We start from the raw sequence: 14,369 nt of genomic DNA, 5'->3' as shown, positions 1-14,369 counted from the left end.
TTTTGCTCTGTTTAAGGATAAGGCATTAACTCAACAAGATTAAGCAGTCCTTAATAGATTTTGTGAGAAGCCTTAATAATGGAGGGGAAAACATGGAAGAAAGGGTACAGCTTGAAAAAACGTTTAAGCCGCAATGGGTGTGGGCTATCGCGCTTGGTTCTGCCATTGGCTGGGGAGCCTTTATTCTGCCGGCTGAATGGATGGGGAAAGCAGGGCCGATTGGTGCGGTGATCGGGTTAACCATTGGTGCTTTATTAATGATGGTGATTGCAGTCAGCTACGGAGTTTTAATTGAAAAGTATCCTGTTTCCGGCGGTGAGTTTGCTTATGCATATATCGGGTTTGGGAGGAAACATGCATTTATTTGCGGATGGTTTCTGACTCTTGGCTATATTTGTATTGTCGCCCTGAATGCATCTGCATTGGCCTTGCTCGGTAAGTTTATGCTTCCCTCGCTGACAAATATCGGTTTGTTATATGAAATAGGCGGCTGGCAGGTATATCTGGGTGAAGTAGTGATTGCGACTGCAGCACTTCTAATCTTTGCCTATTTTAATATAAAGGGTGCTTCCATTTCTGGCAGTCTCCAATATATATTTTGTATTATCCTCGTTGCCGGTGTGTTTCTGCTCACCATCAGCATGATTTTAAGTCCATCTTCAGATCTGTCAAATCTTCAGCCTTTTTTTAAACCGGGGATTCCTGCTCTAACTGGAATCATCGCAATCATAGCGATTGCTCCATGGGCATATGTTGGTTTTGATAACATTCCGCAGGCGGCTGAAGAGTTTAATTTTCCTCCTAAGAAGGCATTCAAGCTTATCATATATTCGTTAATTGTAGCTTGTGTCTTATACTCCTTCATGATTATTGCAACAGCAGTAGCAATGCCATGGCAAAACCTTGTTGCCGGAAAGCCGATTTGGGGGACAGGTGATGTCATCTCTGATACTTTAGGTGCCTTCGGAGTGCTTCTGCTCGCAATATCCCTTTGTATGGGTGTATTCACAGGCCTTAACGGATTCTATGTATCTTCCAGCCGTTTATTGTTTGCGATGGGGAGAGCTAAAGTAGTTCCAAAAGCATTTTCCAGGCTTCACCCGAAGCATGGCACCCCTTATGTAGGAGTTCTGTTCACGTGTGCCCTGTGCCTGTTTGCTCCGTGGTTTGGGCGTCCCGTCCTATTATGGATAGTTGACATGTCAGCAACAGGAGTAACCATTGCCTACTTTTATACTTGTTACACAGCCTATAAGCTATTCAGCTGGACAGAAGCAGCCGATGGAAAAATGGTCTCACCCGGCAAAAAACTGGTTGCTCTGATAGGTGCACTAAGCGGACTTGCATTTCTTGGATTGCTGCTCGTTCCTGGGTCTCCATCAGCACTTGGAGCACCTTCGCTGATCGCCTTAATCGTTTGGACAGTATTAGGATTAGCATTCTATCTTTATAAAAGGAAAGAATACAATCAAATACCAAAAAGTACACTTGATTATTATATTTTAGGCAGTACAGGTACAAATGGGATGGGAGATAAGACTGATAGCCAGGTTACTATAAAAATAGATGCTTAATATATAAAAGCTCAGAGTCTGAGGCTCTGAGCTTTTTATGTCTTATCGTTTTGCCTTATTTAATCCCTCATTGTCTCGATGATATAAATTCCATCAGCTTTCTGCTGGTATGTTTCAGGGCTTCCTCATGATAGATCATGTAAAAGTCCCGCTGCATTGTAATTCCGTCTATATTTAATTGTTTTAAAGTCCCGAGCCGCAGTTCTTTTTTTACAGCAGACTTTGAGATGATGGAAATACCTAATCCTGCTTCTACGCAGGATTTAATGGCTTCGGTGTGTTTCAGTTCCATAATGACATTCAATTTGGATGCATCTACATGGCATCTTCTAAAGGAATCCTCCATCACTTGCCTTGTTCCTGAACCTTTTTCCCGGATAATAATAGGAACTGACAGCAGCTCCTCGATGGTTATATTATCCGTCTTAATGAATTTATTCTCAGGAGAGGCTATGATAATCAACTCATCTTTGGCAAAAGGAACTTGTTTTAAGGCTGGGTAGGAGAGCATGGATTCAATGAACCCTAAATTGATTTCATGATTTAACAGCTTCTCAACGATATGCCTGGAGTTATATACATTTAAATGCAGGCTGACTTTTGGATAGAGGTTCGAAAAGTCGGCTAATAAAAAGGGGAGGACATGCTCCCCGATAGTTAAGCTGGCTCCGACCTTTAAGTCCCCATGTACACTTCCCTTTAATTCTTCAAGTTCATTTTCAGTTTCATTCATTAAAGCTATCAGCTTTTTGACTTTATGATAGAGGATTTCTCCTGCAGGAGTCAGCGAGATTTTTTTTGTTGTCCGTTCAAAGAGCTGACAATCCCACTGTTCTTCGAGTTGTTTGATTTGAAGGCTGACACTTGATTGAGAGAGGTGAAGATCTTTGGCAGTCTGGGAAAAACTTTTATTATTTGCGGTAACATAAAATACTTTAAGATAGTCGAGGTTCATGGGTATCCTCCTTCAAACATGTAACTTCCCTCTATCTATTGTAATCGATTAGGGGACATTTAAAAAATTTTATATAGTAAGAGCAGCAGTGGGGTTATGGCAAGAAGACCCAGGAAGCCTGCAATGGCAACAGCCACTGGTTTAAAGCCTACTTTCACAAAGTCTTTCCATTTAATATTAAGCCCCAGCCCTGCCATACCCATTGCGAGGAGGTAGGTGCTCAGTAATAAAAAGATGCTGATGATGCTGCCGGGTATGGAGAAAATAGTATTGATCAGGCTGGTAAGGAGAAATCCGAAAATAAACCATGGGATTGGCAGCTTCCCTATATTCCGGCTTTTGCCGCTGTTTTTTCTGCTGTAAACAAAGCTTATGATAAGGGCAACTGGTATCAGCAATAATACTCTTCCGAGTTTAACCAGTATGGCAGAGTCACTGCTGACATCTCCGCCTGGAACACCTGCCGCCACTACATGGGCAAGTTCGTGCAGTGTTGCCCCGGCTAATACACCATATTCCTGCTCGCTAATAGGCAGCAAGGGAAATAAAACAATATACAAAATGGCCCCAATGGTCCCTAAAACGGCTATGCATGATACTGCAACAGCGGTTTGCTCTTCCTTGCTTTTGACAATTGGCGCAATCGCAATAATAGCTGCTGCTCCGCAAATAGCAGTGCCTGCAGCAAGTAAAGCTGACAATTTCTTATTGATTCTGAACGCTTTGCCCAAAAGCAGGATGAAACTCATGGTAAAGACGATGACCACAACATCGATGATCATGATGGAAAAACCTGCTGATATAATTTCCTGCAAATTCAGCCTAAAGCCCAGTAAAATAATCCCTGCACGAAGCAATACCTTGCTTGAAAACTGTATACCTGAATGAGCGTCCACAGGTACAGATAGCGTATTTCCCCAAATGCCTCCCAGCAGAATGGAGAGGATCATGATTCCGAGAATGGAGAAAAAGGGAAGATTGGCAATTTGGCCAGCCAGAACCGCAAGGAGGAGGGTCAGCGATAATCCTTTCGCAAATCCGATAGCCTTTTGTTTTTTTTTAGGTTCTTCTATTACATATTCCTGAATTTTTTGTGCTTCCACAGAAAGTTCCCCTTTCGTTCATTTGATATCTTAACCGTATCATAGGAAAGGAGAACCGCTTCACCGATTGTTTAATAAGGCTTATTGGATTTCTTAATGATTCAAAATTGTATGGCTTAAGCCCCTTTTTGCTGCAAAATAATGACTTCCTCTTCTTTTTCTTTCATTGATAGGAATAGTACTCCTGCAATGATGAAAACACCGCCAAGCAATTGATAGCTTCCGAATGTTTCTTTTAGCCACAGGAAGGATATCAAAGCTGCCACAAGAGGCTCAATACTGGATAAAAGACTGGTTTCTGTGGGGGAAAGATACTTCAGACTCCCTATATAGAGCAAAAAGGAGAGGGTGCTTATCACAATGATGCTAATTAACATAGATAATGTACCAATATTAAGGGCTCCTGCCATGTTGGCAACGCTGAATGATGGCATCAGAAAATATAGGAGGATTCCGCCAAGCAGCATTCCCCAGCCTATGATTGTCATCGTTCCCCAGGTCTTAATGAGAGAAACTGGCTGCAATGTATAAAAGGCAAATCCAAGCGCCGTTAGAAAACCGATCAATAAAGCCTTATCTGATAAGAGAACCTGGTCCAGAGTTCCATTGGTAATAAGCAGAAAAATTCCTGATAGAGCGGTGACAATGGCCAGCAAATGGATCTTGGCTGGCCATCTTCTGGACTCAATTGCCACATAAATCGTAATCAGCACCGGACCAGCAAATTGAAACAGGGTTGCTGTAACGGCATTGCTCACCTGAATGGTTTCAATAAAAGCATATTGCCCTCCAAGCATCCCCAAAACAGCAAAAAGAAGAAGCTGTATCCAGTGGCGGGGATATTTCCATATCGCAAATACATTTACTTTCCGGCATGATAAGAAAATGAGCGTGAAAATGCCTGCCGTAATCAATCTGACAACTAAATAATCGCTTGATGATAAGTGGGTTTCCTGAAAAAACCACTGCAGCATTGGACCAGATAATCCCCACAAAAAAGCTCCGCTTATGATCATGGCCAGCCCCAGCCTGCGTGAATTGCTCATGTTGAGTGTCTCCTTACTGTTTTAATTATTATCATGTATTATAGATAATAACTGGTGTTGTTAGAAGGGTCAGATTTTTATTATAGAAGGGGGTCAGATGGATGTCCGAGTTAACGCCAAATCTAGACTTTACAAGCGGTGAGCCACTATATGTGCAATTATATAAATATATTAAAAATGAAATTAAGACAGGCAATCTGGCGGTAATGGCAAAGCTCCCTTCCAAAAGGAAATTTGCCAGATATCTTCAGGTCAGTGAGAACACAATTGAATCTGCATATGAACAGCTTATGGCTGAAGGGTACATCGAATCAAAGGCACGCAAAGGATATTTTGTGTGTGCAGTTGAACAATACCATTTTGCTTCAGAAAATGAAGAGCCTCTCGCTGAAGAAAAGCAGCATATAGAGGGTAAATACCTTTATCATTTTACTCATTCCGGGGTGGATATTAGGACGTTCCCATTTTCTGTGTTCCGGAAATTAACAAATCAAGTCCTGACAAAGGATAATGGCGAGGTTCTATTGCTTGGCCATCCTCAAGGAGAGCTGGAATTGCGGAACCAGATTGCGAAGTATCTTTATAAATCCAGGGGTGTAAACTGTTCCCCCAGCCAAATCATTCTTGGATCTGGAACACAATATTTAATGAAAAATTTATTGCAGCTGCTGGATGGAAGTATTTTTGCTGTCGAAAATCCGGGATATCACCGCAAGCTCGTCATCTTTGAAAAAGGAATGGACAATGTGAGGGACATTCCTCTCGATAAAGATGGACTTATTTTATCAAAGCTGAAAAATACAGGAGCAAACATCGTCTTTGTCACTCCATCGCATCAATTCCCATGCGGTATGATTATGCCTATTGCCAGAAGAATGCAGCTTTTAAAATGGGCAAAGGAAAAGCCTGGCCGTTATATCATTGAAGATGATTATGACAGTGAATTCCGCTACACAGGCAAGCCGATTCCTGCCCTGCAGGGATTGGATAAGGATGAAAAAGTAATTTATATGGGCACATTCTCAAAAGCCCTGCTTCCCTCTCTAAGGATTAGTTATATGGTCCTGCCAAGACCTTTGCTGAAGATTTATCAGGAAGATTATTTCTTTTATGCCCAAACTGTTTCCCGGACAGATCAGGAAATTTTGATTAAATTTCTTCAGGAGGATTCCTGGGATAAGCATATTCAGAAAATGAGGGTCGTTTATCGTAAAAAACGCGACAGTCTCATGGCAGCTATATCTAAGTATTCTCCTCCTTGTGCTGAGGTAATCGGACAGGATTCAGGCTTGCATATATTACTTCGGCCAAATAATGAAATGAATGAACAGCAGCTGATCAGTAAAGCCTTAGAGGCAGGAATAAAAATTTATCCTGTATCTCAATTTGGAGAAAATGACGGTCAAACTGTATTGCTTGGTTTTGCCTTACTATCTGAAGAAGAGTTATTTGAAGCAATAAGGGTATTGGCCAGGGCATGGTATTGAATGAAATGAATAACCTGTAAAACCTGAAAAGTGGTGATATAGCATGCGTAGCTTATCCAGAACCATACTATAGAGAACATTTGCAGGATTTCTAAAGTAGTTATTAATGCTCATTTTACCAAGTAAAGCGAACCGTTTGTCCATTCAGTACGTTTCCATTTATAACAGGCTTTAGCCTGAAAAATTAGATGGAGGTTTTCATGAATGAAAAAGTTTTCTTTCCTGATGGTTTGTCTATTTGTTATGGCCGGTGCAGCGGGTTTTACGGCATATTCGAATTCCGGAGATCCGGCAAATTCTTCTGTTGAAGCCGCACAGACTGAAGCTGTTCAAGTTTATGGTCCTGGTGGTCCTTTGGGCCCGATAAAGGAGGCTGCAGAAAAGTTTTCAGCGGAAACAGGAATCAGGGTGAACGTAACGGCTGGACCTGAATCCAATTGGATTCAGCAGGCAAAGGAGAATGCAGACATCATTTATGGCGGTTCAGAGTATATGATGCAAAACTTTGTGTTTAACCATCCTGGAATGATAGACGAAAAATCACGAACAGAGCTGTATCCTCGTGCTGCTGGTATTCTGGTGAGAAAAGGAAACCCCCAAAAAATAGAGTCGCTTGAGGATTTAGCAAAGCCAGGAGTTAATATAGTGGATGTTAACGGTGCTGGCCAGCTTGGCCTTTGGGAAGACCTGGCAGGAAGTAAGGGGCTGATCGCTGGATTAAATCAAAACATTGATATTTCAGTCAAAACCAGTGCTGAAGCCATTGATCTTTGGAAAACAAATTCAAAGCTGGATGCATGGATCACATATGAGTCCTGGCATTATCGCTTGAGGGATGAAACGGAATTAATTGAATTGCCTGATGAGGAAAAGATATTCAGAGGAACCCCCATTGCTATTGCCAAAGCGTCGCAGAATAAAAAAGAGGCAAAAAAATTTATAAAATATCTGCAAACTGAATCAGCCCATAAGATTTTTCAAAAATGGGGATGGAAGTAGGAGGCGAATGTTCAATTAAAGATGACTATATTTTTATCGAAAAACAACTGTCTGTGACTTCTTATCCAGTTTGATGAATCAAAATAGAGGGAATGAAATGGGCGAGGAGGGTTCAAGTGAAAAAAATACTTTCATATATATCAATAGTAGTGGTCGTTATAATGGCAGCTGGCTGCAGTTCAAATGGAGAGAATGAGACACAGGAAAATTCAAAAGCGAACAACTCAGACGGACAAATGGCTGATGAGCTTTTAAATGGCAGTGATGAGGTAATGGCGGTTCTGGAAGATTTACAAGCTAATTTGGAAAATAAGGAGGAAAACTCGGAACTGATACAAAAAACAGGCAAAGACCTTGAGGAAAACTGGGATGAGATTGAGAAGAAAGTGGAGGAGAATTTTCCCCAAGACTACGAAAGTATTGAAGAAAGCTTATATCCACTAATTAGTGAATCTCAAAAAGATCAGGTTGACTCTACCAAAATGAAGGAACTGGTTACCGAAACAAAGGAAAAATTAGAGTCATTTAAAGAGAAATTAGCTGAAAAATAATGAGTTTAAACCTGCCCTAAATTTCATTGGGCAGGTTTATTTCATTATATTAGGTCCCCAGCACTTTTTGCCCTTGCGGCTGAGTGTTAAATGGATTAGGTTCCAATGTAATCCCAATATCTTCAAACGAATAATCTGAAGGCAGGCGGTAGGTGATAAGGCCGCTCCCGTTTTGATCTGGTATCAAAGTGCCGGCACTTTGCCGATTTCCGTTTTGTAACAGCCATACCTGGTATACTTCATTGTTCTTTATAATAGGCAAATTGTTCAAAGTAATGACAAGACTTGTTTCCGTACCTTCCTGAAGAAGGTATGCGCTGCCGGTAGCAGAAGCAGCTAAGCTTTGCCCTTTTAAAGAATAAGTCGTAACAATTTGTGTCGGATCAGCAGCTTTATTTTCTAATGATTTAATTGTATCTTTCATTTGGAGGTTGTTCCAATAAAACCCAATTAAGCTAATGATTAAAATAGCAGTCAAAGCAGTGGATATGGGAGAAAAATGCTTTTTGGTAACTGATAAAAATCGTTCTTTAAAGCTATTTGGTTCGGCTTCTTTTTTTTCTTCATGTTTTAGAAATTCATTTTCTTCAAAGACAAAATCCATCACCTGTGACTTCAATGATTCTGGTACTTCTGTTTCTTCTGCATCATAAGAAAGCATTTGCCAAGTTTCTTGTATGGATTTCAGTTCCTGCTGGCATTTGGAGCATTTTAGCAGATGGCCTTCAAACTGTTTTTTATCTTGGTTTGTAAGTTCATTGATAATATATAATGATAGATTACCGCATTTATTCTCCATGCCCAACCCCCCCTAATTTCCCGTTTAAATTATTCCGAAGCTTTTTTAAGGCTTCATGCAGACGGCTTTTAATTGTACCAAGCGGCTTTTGTTCAAGTTCTGCAATTTCACTTAAGGAATAGCCTTCCCAATACAATAAGTTGATCAGGCGCTGCTGCGGTTCAGATAGGTGCCGTTTTGCTTCTTGAATTTGCTGTTTTAAAATATTTTTGGTTACTTGCTGCTGAACCCCCTCAGACTGAGGGGCTTTCATTTGATTCCATTCAGCTAGCTCTAGTTGGACCGCCCCTTTATATTTTTGTTCTTTACGGATAAGATCAATGGAAATGTTACGGGTTATAGTGAGAAGCCAGCTCGCAAACTGTCCATGTGATGGATTATAGGTGCTTTTTGTCGTCCAAAGCCGAAGGAATACTTGCTGAACAATTTCTTTCGTTTTTTCCGTATCTCCCTTGGTTATTTTTATGGAGAAGCTGTAAATAAGTTTTACATATCGGTCATACAGCTCCTCAAGTGCTGGCCGATGATTATGAACAATTAATTCTATTAGTTCTTCATCTGACTTAGACTTCATTGCCGGAAACCTCTCCCTTATTAAACGAAATTATTTAGAATAAATCTTAACATAGAGTGGCGGAAAAATTTGATAGGGAGGAAAAAAAGAACTGCCGATAAACCAGGCAGTTCCTTCAGCAGCATCCATTATTGTGCAAATGATGTTTCGCTGTTAACAATAAACCAAACATCTTTGACGCCTTGTCCCTTTACATCACCAGATGCTCCGTCCTTTACGAAGTAGTAGAGCGGATAACCTTTGTAGGTCGTTTGTTTCTCACCATTGTCAGCGCGAGTAATCGTTCCGAAGTCTTCTTTATTAAATCCTTCCGGAACTGCAAGGTCTTCAGAGTAGAAAGCAGGCCAGTTTTCAAGGCAATCCCCACTGCAATTTGATGTATTTGGCTGATCTTTTGCAAAGTAGTAAAGTGCCATACCTTCAGCATTTGTAAGATATTTACCAATTTTTTCGTTTTCCATCAGTTGAAGTTCTGTATCCGATTCTGCAAGATCTTTTTCTGCCTCGTTGTTAACCTCTGTTGTTGTTTCTTGTGCTTGTTCCTTTGCATCTGAGCTTTCTGGTTTTTCCTGAGAGCTGCATCCTGCAAAAAGTATGCCAGCTAAAAGAATTGTGCAAAAATGAATTTTTGTTTTCATGATTAATCCCTCCGTTATTTAATCTTTTCAATTCAGATAACGATGGAAGTGATAAAACGGTTCGATATAAATTTAAATTTTTTCTGAATTCCTCAAATCAGGGGGGAATCAAACAACCGCCAACCTGCCATTGGTAAATGAAATAGATTAAGTCTGTATATAAAATCATTATGGGAATATTGATTCCTTACTCTTTATCAAGAGGACTAAATTTACCTGCAGCGTAACCTATTTTGTCCTGCTAAAGTGGCATGAATAATTATTCAAAAGGATTTCAAAAGTGTCGGAATAATAAAAATAATTATTCCATTTTACCGTTCAATGCGATATTATCCTTTTAAAAAGGATAATGGCGATGAGAAATAAGTGGACTACCAACATTTTTAACCATTTAGTATTTTTAAATATCCAGAGTAAGCTTCTATTTATGTTTCTGCTCGCAGCACTAATTCCCTTATTGGCTTTAGGAGCCATTTCATTTTACCAGTCATCAAAAGTAGTAAACGAACAGCTGAAAAATTACAATCACTTTGCCGGTGAGAAAATACAAAAAGAACTTGACCGCACATTTAACGACATGTTTTTCAGCGCCGCGGCGATCAAGCAATATATTGCTGATCAGACATCAGTTAAGCTTAGTTCTCAGGAACCGCAAACTTACCTGGATTTTAAGGAAGAAAGTAATTTGGAGCGTTTAATGGAAATCCATAAAAAAGGAAACATTAAAGGGATCTATTTAATCACTTCCTCAGGTTATTATTTTGGTGATTTCAATATTGATATTAAAACCTTTAAGCAAAGGGAGATTTGGAAACAGGCAATTGCAGGAGGAAAAACGGAAGTTGCCGTCTATAAATCTGATCATTATAAATCAAATAATCCGGATAGATTAATCGGATTATTGATGCCTTTAAATACACATGGAGTATTAAATCATAGTTATCTTTTAATTGAGGCGGATGCAGATGAAATTTTTTCAATGGTAAAAGTTTTAGAAGACGATCTGAAAGCCCGCATATCTATCCAAAATGAAGCGGGGGAATACTTTTATGCAACCATAAGTAAAAGAAAAGACCAATCGAGTGATATCATTTGGAAGGAAACAACTTTCACCAATAACTGGACCATCCGATTTAGAATTCCTCAGGATGAATTTTACAGGTCATCAGCAATCATTTTTCGTGTCGTTATGATTGGAGCGGTATTTGCACTATTGCTGGCGCTCGCTCTATCTTTTTTATTTTCCAGACAATTTTCCAGCAAGATTTTAAGATTGAAGCTTGCCATGGATGATGTGAGAAAAGGAAGCCTGGATTCAAATCCATCTATTGAGACAGAAGATGAAATAGGACAGCTAGGTTACCATTTCAATAGAATGATATTTCAGATTAATCAGCTTGTTGAGGAAGTTAAAGAAAAAGAAGCGATTAAGCTTCAAGCTGAAATGAGAGCAGTGCATTATCAAATCAATCCCCATTTGCTTTTTAATACTTTAAATATCATTCAGTGGAAAGCCAGGCTCGACGGAAACCCGGAAATTAGCAAAATGCTGACTCATCTAATTATGGTATTAGAAGGAAATCTTAATTTTGATATTGGTCTTGTTTCCTTAGAAGATGAATTGAAAGCGCTTAAACACTATCTTGCTATACAAGAATTAAGGTATGGGGCACATTTCACCTTTCAGACTGAAATGGAAAGCGGATTAGGAGACGCTTTGATTCCCAGAATGACTATTCAGCCGATGATTGAAAATATCTTTTTTCATGCTTTTGAAGATGGAACAGGAGAGATCTCTCTTCATGTGCTAGAGAAACAATCCAGTTTCCAGCTGATCTTAAAGGATAATGGAAAAGGAATTCACCAGGAAAAGCTGGAATCCTTGTTTAAGAAACCTTCTTCTTTAAAAAAAGGAGGAATTGGTTTAGATAATATTTACCAAAAGTTCAGATTCCACTTTGGCAAACATTTTCTGATAGAAGCAGATTCTGAAATAGGAAAAGGAACAGCAATTTCAATCTATTGGCCAAAAAGGTGGGTTAAGAATGAAAGAGAACACACATGAGTTAAAGGTCTTGCTCGTCGATGATGATACGATTGTCCGCAAGGGCCTAAAGGCGACAGTTGATTGGGACAAATATGGAATGAGAGTCGCAGCGGAAGCTCCTAATGGAAAAAGAGGCTGGGAAGAGTTTTTAAAACATGAGCCGGAAATAGTGATTACAGATATTGTGATGCCAGAGGAAAATGGCCTTGATTTAGCTAGAAAAATTAAAGCTGAATTTCCTCAAACAAAAATTTTGCTGCTAAGCTGTCATAAGGATTTTGAATTTGCTCAAGAAGGCATTAAATTAGGAGCATCAGGCTATTTACTGAAAACAGCTTTTGAAGATGAAGAGCTGAACCATTTTCTCTCAGTATTTAACAAGGAAATAAGGGGCAAAGTTCCCGAGCAAATTCCCAGTTTTCAAAAGAAGTTATTGTTATGGCTTCAGGGAGATATTGAAGAGAAAGATTTTCTTTTAGATGCAGATATCTTCTTTAAGAAAGAATGGAAATGGTTAGATTCTCCGTTTTATGTATATATACTAGATAAGACCGCTAATCCTCTTGATTTTCCGGTTAAGTCGTCCAATAATCTTTACTTGAGCCTATCGGAAGATCGAATAGTTTTCTTTATTGAGGCAGCATATCAAGTCCGTCTTCTTAGTTATTTATCTGATGAAAATAAAGATCGATTTTTCAATAATTGGAAGTACGCCGGGCCTTTTTGCGGGAAAGAGGAATGGATGGCTTCCATTCGGGCAATAAGTAATGTGCAGCATCTTCAAGGGAACTGCAGAGAGTATCCAAAGGTTATACTATATGCAATAGACTATATCGTTAAACATTTATCCACACCTATATCAGTAACAGAAATAGCCGCAGCTGCAGGAGTAAGCAGAAGCTATTTGAGCACTCTGTTTAAGAGTAAAACAGGATTAGGCATTCAATCATTTATTAACAGCAAGAGGGTAGTTATGTCAAAAAGACTTTTGAGTTCCTCTCCGTTAACGATCCAGGATATTGCCGATTTGACTGGCATCCCTGATGCTAAGTATTTCAGTAAATGGTTCAAGCGCTGTTGTGGAATTACACCCTCTGAATTTCGAATAAAACAAAAAACCGAAAATAACCAAACAAATAAATCCCTCAGTTAAACAAAAATGCACAATTGAAGAAACGAATTGCTGTTTTTAACCGCTTTCAAAAAAGTTACAATGAAAGCGGTTATATTTTTTGAAAATTTAGATACTTAAAAGGGGGAAGGTCATTGAAACAGAAAAAGTGGTGGAATGTTTTAATCATTATGGCGGTTATATGGATGACTGCAGCCTGCAGTTCCAATACAACCTCAAGTGACGGAAAAGATAAAGATGGGAAAACGGTTCTTCGTTTCGCTACATGGGACTCAGGTGAAACATTAAAAATTCAGCAGGATATTGCAAAAGAATTTGAAAAGGAAAACCCTGACGTAAAAGTCCAGGTGGAAGCATACGGTGACGGGTTTGATCAAAAGCTTGCAGCTTCATTTGGAGCAAAGAATCCTCCAGATGTTATGTATATGTGGGACTTTTCCACTTACCACCAATCTTTAGAGCCTCTTAATCCTTATGTGGACAAGGATTCTTCTATCAAGATGGATGATTTTTATGAAGGGTTGTTCAATTACTCCAGTGTGGATGGGGAATTGTATGGGATGCCAGCTGGTTTTACCACCATGGTTGTCTATTATAATAAAAAATTATTTGATCAACATAACATTTCATATCCTAAAGAAGGCTGGACATGGGATGAGTTTAAGGAAATTGCCAAAAAACTTACAGATAAAGGCAAAAAGCAATATGGATTTGGGGTTACAGCAGAGCCGGATACGTATGATTTGCAGGGAACGGTTTGGAGCAATGGCGGAAGCTTTGTCAGTGAAGATGGCAAGAAGATTGACGGATTTATGAATAGCCCTGAAACCATAGAAGCGATCCAAATTTACGGCGATTTGGTGAAAGAGGGCACAGCGGTCTTGACTGGAGGCAAAAATCAGCAGAGCGGAACAGATATTTTTAAAGCTGGAAAGCTAGGTATGTATATAAGCGGCATTTGGCCGCTCGAAGGCTTTAAAGAGGCCGGCATTGATGTGGGCACAGTGGCAATGCCTGCGTTTGGAAGCAAGCCTGTTAAAGGTTTAATTGCCTCTTCGGCAGTATCAATCGCAAAAGATTCCAAGGAGAAGGAATTGGCATGGGAATTTGTAAAGTTTTATTCTTCTGATAAAGCCATTCAGATGAGAACAGCAGATTTACCTGTGCGCAAGAGCGTGGTGGAAGCAAATAAAACTGCTGAAGATGAGTTATACAAGCCATTTTATATGATGCTGGAGAATTCATCCAATACACCTGCTTTCCTTTTGAATTCCAATTGGAATGAAATTAACCGAAATTTATCGGCTGCCATAAATGCCGTAATGCTTGGCCAGGAAGCAGATGAACTATTAAATAAAGCAGTCGAGGATTCTGAAAAATATGTAGGCCAATAGCCTGGAGGGGTACCATGAAGCAAGATTTAATCGTCAGCACAGAAAATGTTTCCGTACAGACCAAAAGAAA

13 protein-coding genes are annotated in these 14,369 nt (G+C 39.6%); 7 read left to right on the top strand and 6 right to left on the bottom strand.

Annotated elements, in window-relative coordinates:
- Positions 1 to 92 precede the first annotated feature (92 nt).
- Positions 93 to 1,574, top strand: coding sequence for an APC family permease (locus IRB79_RS18125; RefSeq protein WP_243503840.1), 1,482 nt, complete (start codon positions 93 to 95; stop codon positions 1,572 to 1,574).
- 67 nt (positions 1,575 to 1,641) lie between these two features.
- On the opposite strand, the gene IRB79_RS18120 is transcribed toward IRB79_RS18125, so the two are convergent.
- From IRB79_RS18120 to IRB79_RS18110, 3 genes are all read right to left on the bottom strand, one after another.
- Positions 1,642 to 2,529 (bottom strand): selenium metabolism-associated LysR family transcriptional regulator, encoded by an 888-nt coding sequence (locus IRB79_RS18120; RefSeq protein WP_243503838.1) that lies wholly within the window; start codon positions 2,527 to 2,529, stop codon positions 1,642 to 1,644.
- A 59-nt stretch (positions 2,530 to 2,588) separates the two neighbouring features.
- On the bottom strand, positions 2,589 to 3,632 hold the full coding sequence (locus tag IRB79_RS18115) for a YeiH family protein (protein ID WP_243503836.1): 1,044 nt from the start codon (positions 3,630 to 3,632) through the stop codon (positions 2,589 to 2,591).
- 116 nt (positions 3,633 to 3,748) lie between these two features.
- Complete coding sequence (locus IRB79_RS18110; protein ID WP_243503834.1) at positions 3,749 to 4,678, bottom strand: DMT family transporter; 930 nt, start codon at positions 4,676 to 4,678, stop codon at positions 3,749 to 3,751.
- A gap of 101 nt (positions 4,679 to 4,779) precedes the next feature.
- Between IRB79_RS18110 and IRB79_RS18105 the strand changes: the two genes are divergently transcribed.
- The 3 genes from IRB79_RS18105 (at position 4,780) to IRB79_RS18095 (ending at position 7,715) form a co-directional block, all read left to right on the top strand.
- Positions 4,780 to 6,165 carry a MocR-like pyridoxine biosynthesis transcription factor PdxR gene (locus IRB79_RS18105; protein ID WP_243503833.1) on the top strand — a complete coding sequence of 462 codons (1,386 nt, stop codon included), beginning with the start codon at positions 4,780 to 4,782 and terminating at the stop codon, positions 6,163 to 6,165.
- A 204-nt stretch (positions 6,166 to 6,369) separates the two neighbouring features.
- Positions 6,370 to 7,164: an extracellular solute-binding protein gene (locus tag IRB79_RS18100; protein WP_243503831.1), complete on the top strand. Its 795-nt coding sequence runs from the start codon at positions 6,370 to 6,372 to the stop codon at positions 7,162 to 7,164.
- 116 nt (positions 7,165 to 7,280) lie between these two features.
- The gene (locus IRB79_RS18095) at positions 7,281 to 7,715 is read left to right on the top strand and encodes a hypothetical protein (protein ID WP_243503829.1); all 435 of its coding nucleotides are present in this window, start codon (positions 7,281 to 7,283) and stop codon (positions 7,713 to 7,715) included.
- A 49-nt stretch (positions 7,716 to 7,764) separates the two neighbouring features.
- Here the strand turns inward: IRB79_RS18095 and IRB79_RS18090 are convergent, their stop codons facing one another.
- From IRB79_RS18090 to IRB79_RS18080, 3 genes are all read right to left on the bottom strand, one after another.
- On the bottom strand, positions 7,765 to 8,514 hold the full coding sequence (locus tag IRB79_RS18090; protein ID WP_243503827.1) for an anti-sigma factor: 750 nt from the start codon (positions 8,512 to 8,514) through the stop codon (positions 7,765 to 7,767).
- The gene (locus IRB79_RS18085) at positions 8,504 to 9,088 is read right to left on the bottom strand and encodes an RNA polymerase sigma factor (protein ID WP_243503826.1); all 585 of its coding nucleotides are present in this window, start codon (positions 9,086 to 9,088) and stop codon (positions 8,504 to 8,506) included. The genes IRB79_RS18090 and IRB79_RS18085 overlap by 11 nt, the downstream gene beginning before the upstream one ends.
- A 128-nt stretch (positions 9,089 to 9,216) precedes the next feature.
- On the bottom strand, positions 9,217 to 9,726 hold the full coding sequence (locus IRB79_RS18080) for a COG4315 family predicted lipoprotein (protein ID WP_243503824.1): 510 nt from the start codon (positions 9,724 to 9,726) through the stop codon (positions 9,217 to 9,219).
- 355 nt (positions 9,727 to 10,081) lie between these two features.
- Here IRB79_RS18080 and IRB79_RS18075 point away from each other — a divergent pair, with 355 nt between their 5' ends.
- The 3 genes from IRB79_RS18075 to IRB79_RS18065 all read left to right on the top strand — a co-directional run bounded on the left by IRB79_RS18075 (position 10,082) and on the right by IRB79_RS18065 (position 14,299).
- Complete coding sequence (locus IRB79_RS18075) at positions 10,082 to 11,791, top strand: sensor histidine kinase (RefSeq protein ID WP_243503823.1); 1,710 nt, start codon at positions 10,082 to 10,084, stop codon at positions 11,789 to 11,791.
- Positions 11,772 to 12,926 (top strand): response regulator transcription factor, encoded by a 1,155-nt coding sequence (locus IRB79_RS18070; protein ID WP_243503822.1) that lies wholly within the window; start codon positions 11,772 to 11,774, stop codon positions 12,924 to 12,926. Before IRB79_RS18075 ends, IRB79_RS18070 begins: the two co-directional genes overlap by 20 nt.
- 164 nt (positions 12,927 to 13,090) lie before the next feature.
- On the top strand, positions 13,091 to 14,299 hold the full coding sequence (locus tag IRB79_RS18065; protein WP_243509530.1) for an ABC transporter substrate-binding protein: 1,209 nt from the start codon (positions 13,091 to 13,093) through the stop codon (positions 14,297 to 14,299).
- The last annotated feature ends 70 nt before the right edge of the window (positions 14,300 to 14,369 follow it).

Origin of the sequence: Cytobacillus oceanisediminis, assembly GCF_022811925.1 — a bacterium.
Classification (GTDB): domain Bacteria; phylum Bacillota; class Bacilli; order Bacillales; family Cytobacillaceae; genus Cytobacillus; species Cytobacillus oceanisediminis_D.
Note: the sequence above shows the minus strand (reverse complement) of the source record. Positions and strands in the feature narration are given on the sequence as shown.

Coding starts and splice junctions, on each gene's coding strand:
- IRB79_RS18125 (WP_243503840.1), top strand. CDS start 93: ATGGAAGAAAGGGTACAGCTTGAAAAAACGTTTAAGCCGCAATGGGTG.
- IRB79_RS18065 (WP_243509530.1), top strand. CDS start 13,091: ATGACTGCAGCCTGCAGTTCCAATACAACCTCAAGTGACGGAAAAGAT.
- IRB79_RS18080 (WP_243503824.1), bottom strand. CDS start 9,726: ATGAAAACAAAAATTCATTTTTGCACAATTCTTTTAGCTGGCATACTT.
- IRB79_RS18120 (WP_243503838.1), bottom strand. CDS start 2,529: ATGAACCTCGACTATCTTAAAGTATTTTATGTTACCGCAAATAATAAA.
- IRB79_RS18075 (WP_243503823.1), top strand. CDS start 10,082: ATGAGAAATAAGTGGACTACCAACATTTTTAACCATTTAGTATTTTTA.
- IRB79_RS18085 (WP_243503826.1), bottom strand. CDS start 9,088: ATGAAGTCTAAGTCAGATGAAGAACTAATAGAATTAATTGTTCATAAT.
- IRB79_RS18090 (WP_243503827.1), bottom strand. CDS start 8,514: ATGGAGAATAAATGCGGTAATCTATCATTATATATTATCAATGAACTT.
- IRB79_RS18100 (WP_243503831.1), top strand. CDS start 6,370: ATGAAAAAGTTTTCTTTCCTGATGGTTTGTCTATTTGTTATGGCCGGT.
- IRB79_RS18105 (WP_243503833.1), top strand. CDS start 4,780: ATGTCCGAGTTAACGCCAAATCTAGACTTTACAAGCGGTGAGCCACTA.
- IRB79_RS18110 (WP_243503834.1), bottom strand. CDS start 4,678: ATGAGCAATTCACGCAGGCTGGGGCTGGCCATGATCATAAGCGGAGCT.
- IRB79_RS18070 (WP_243503822.1), top strand. CDS start 11,772: ATGAAAGAGAACACACATGAGTTAAAGGTCTTGCTCGTCGATGATGAT.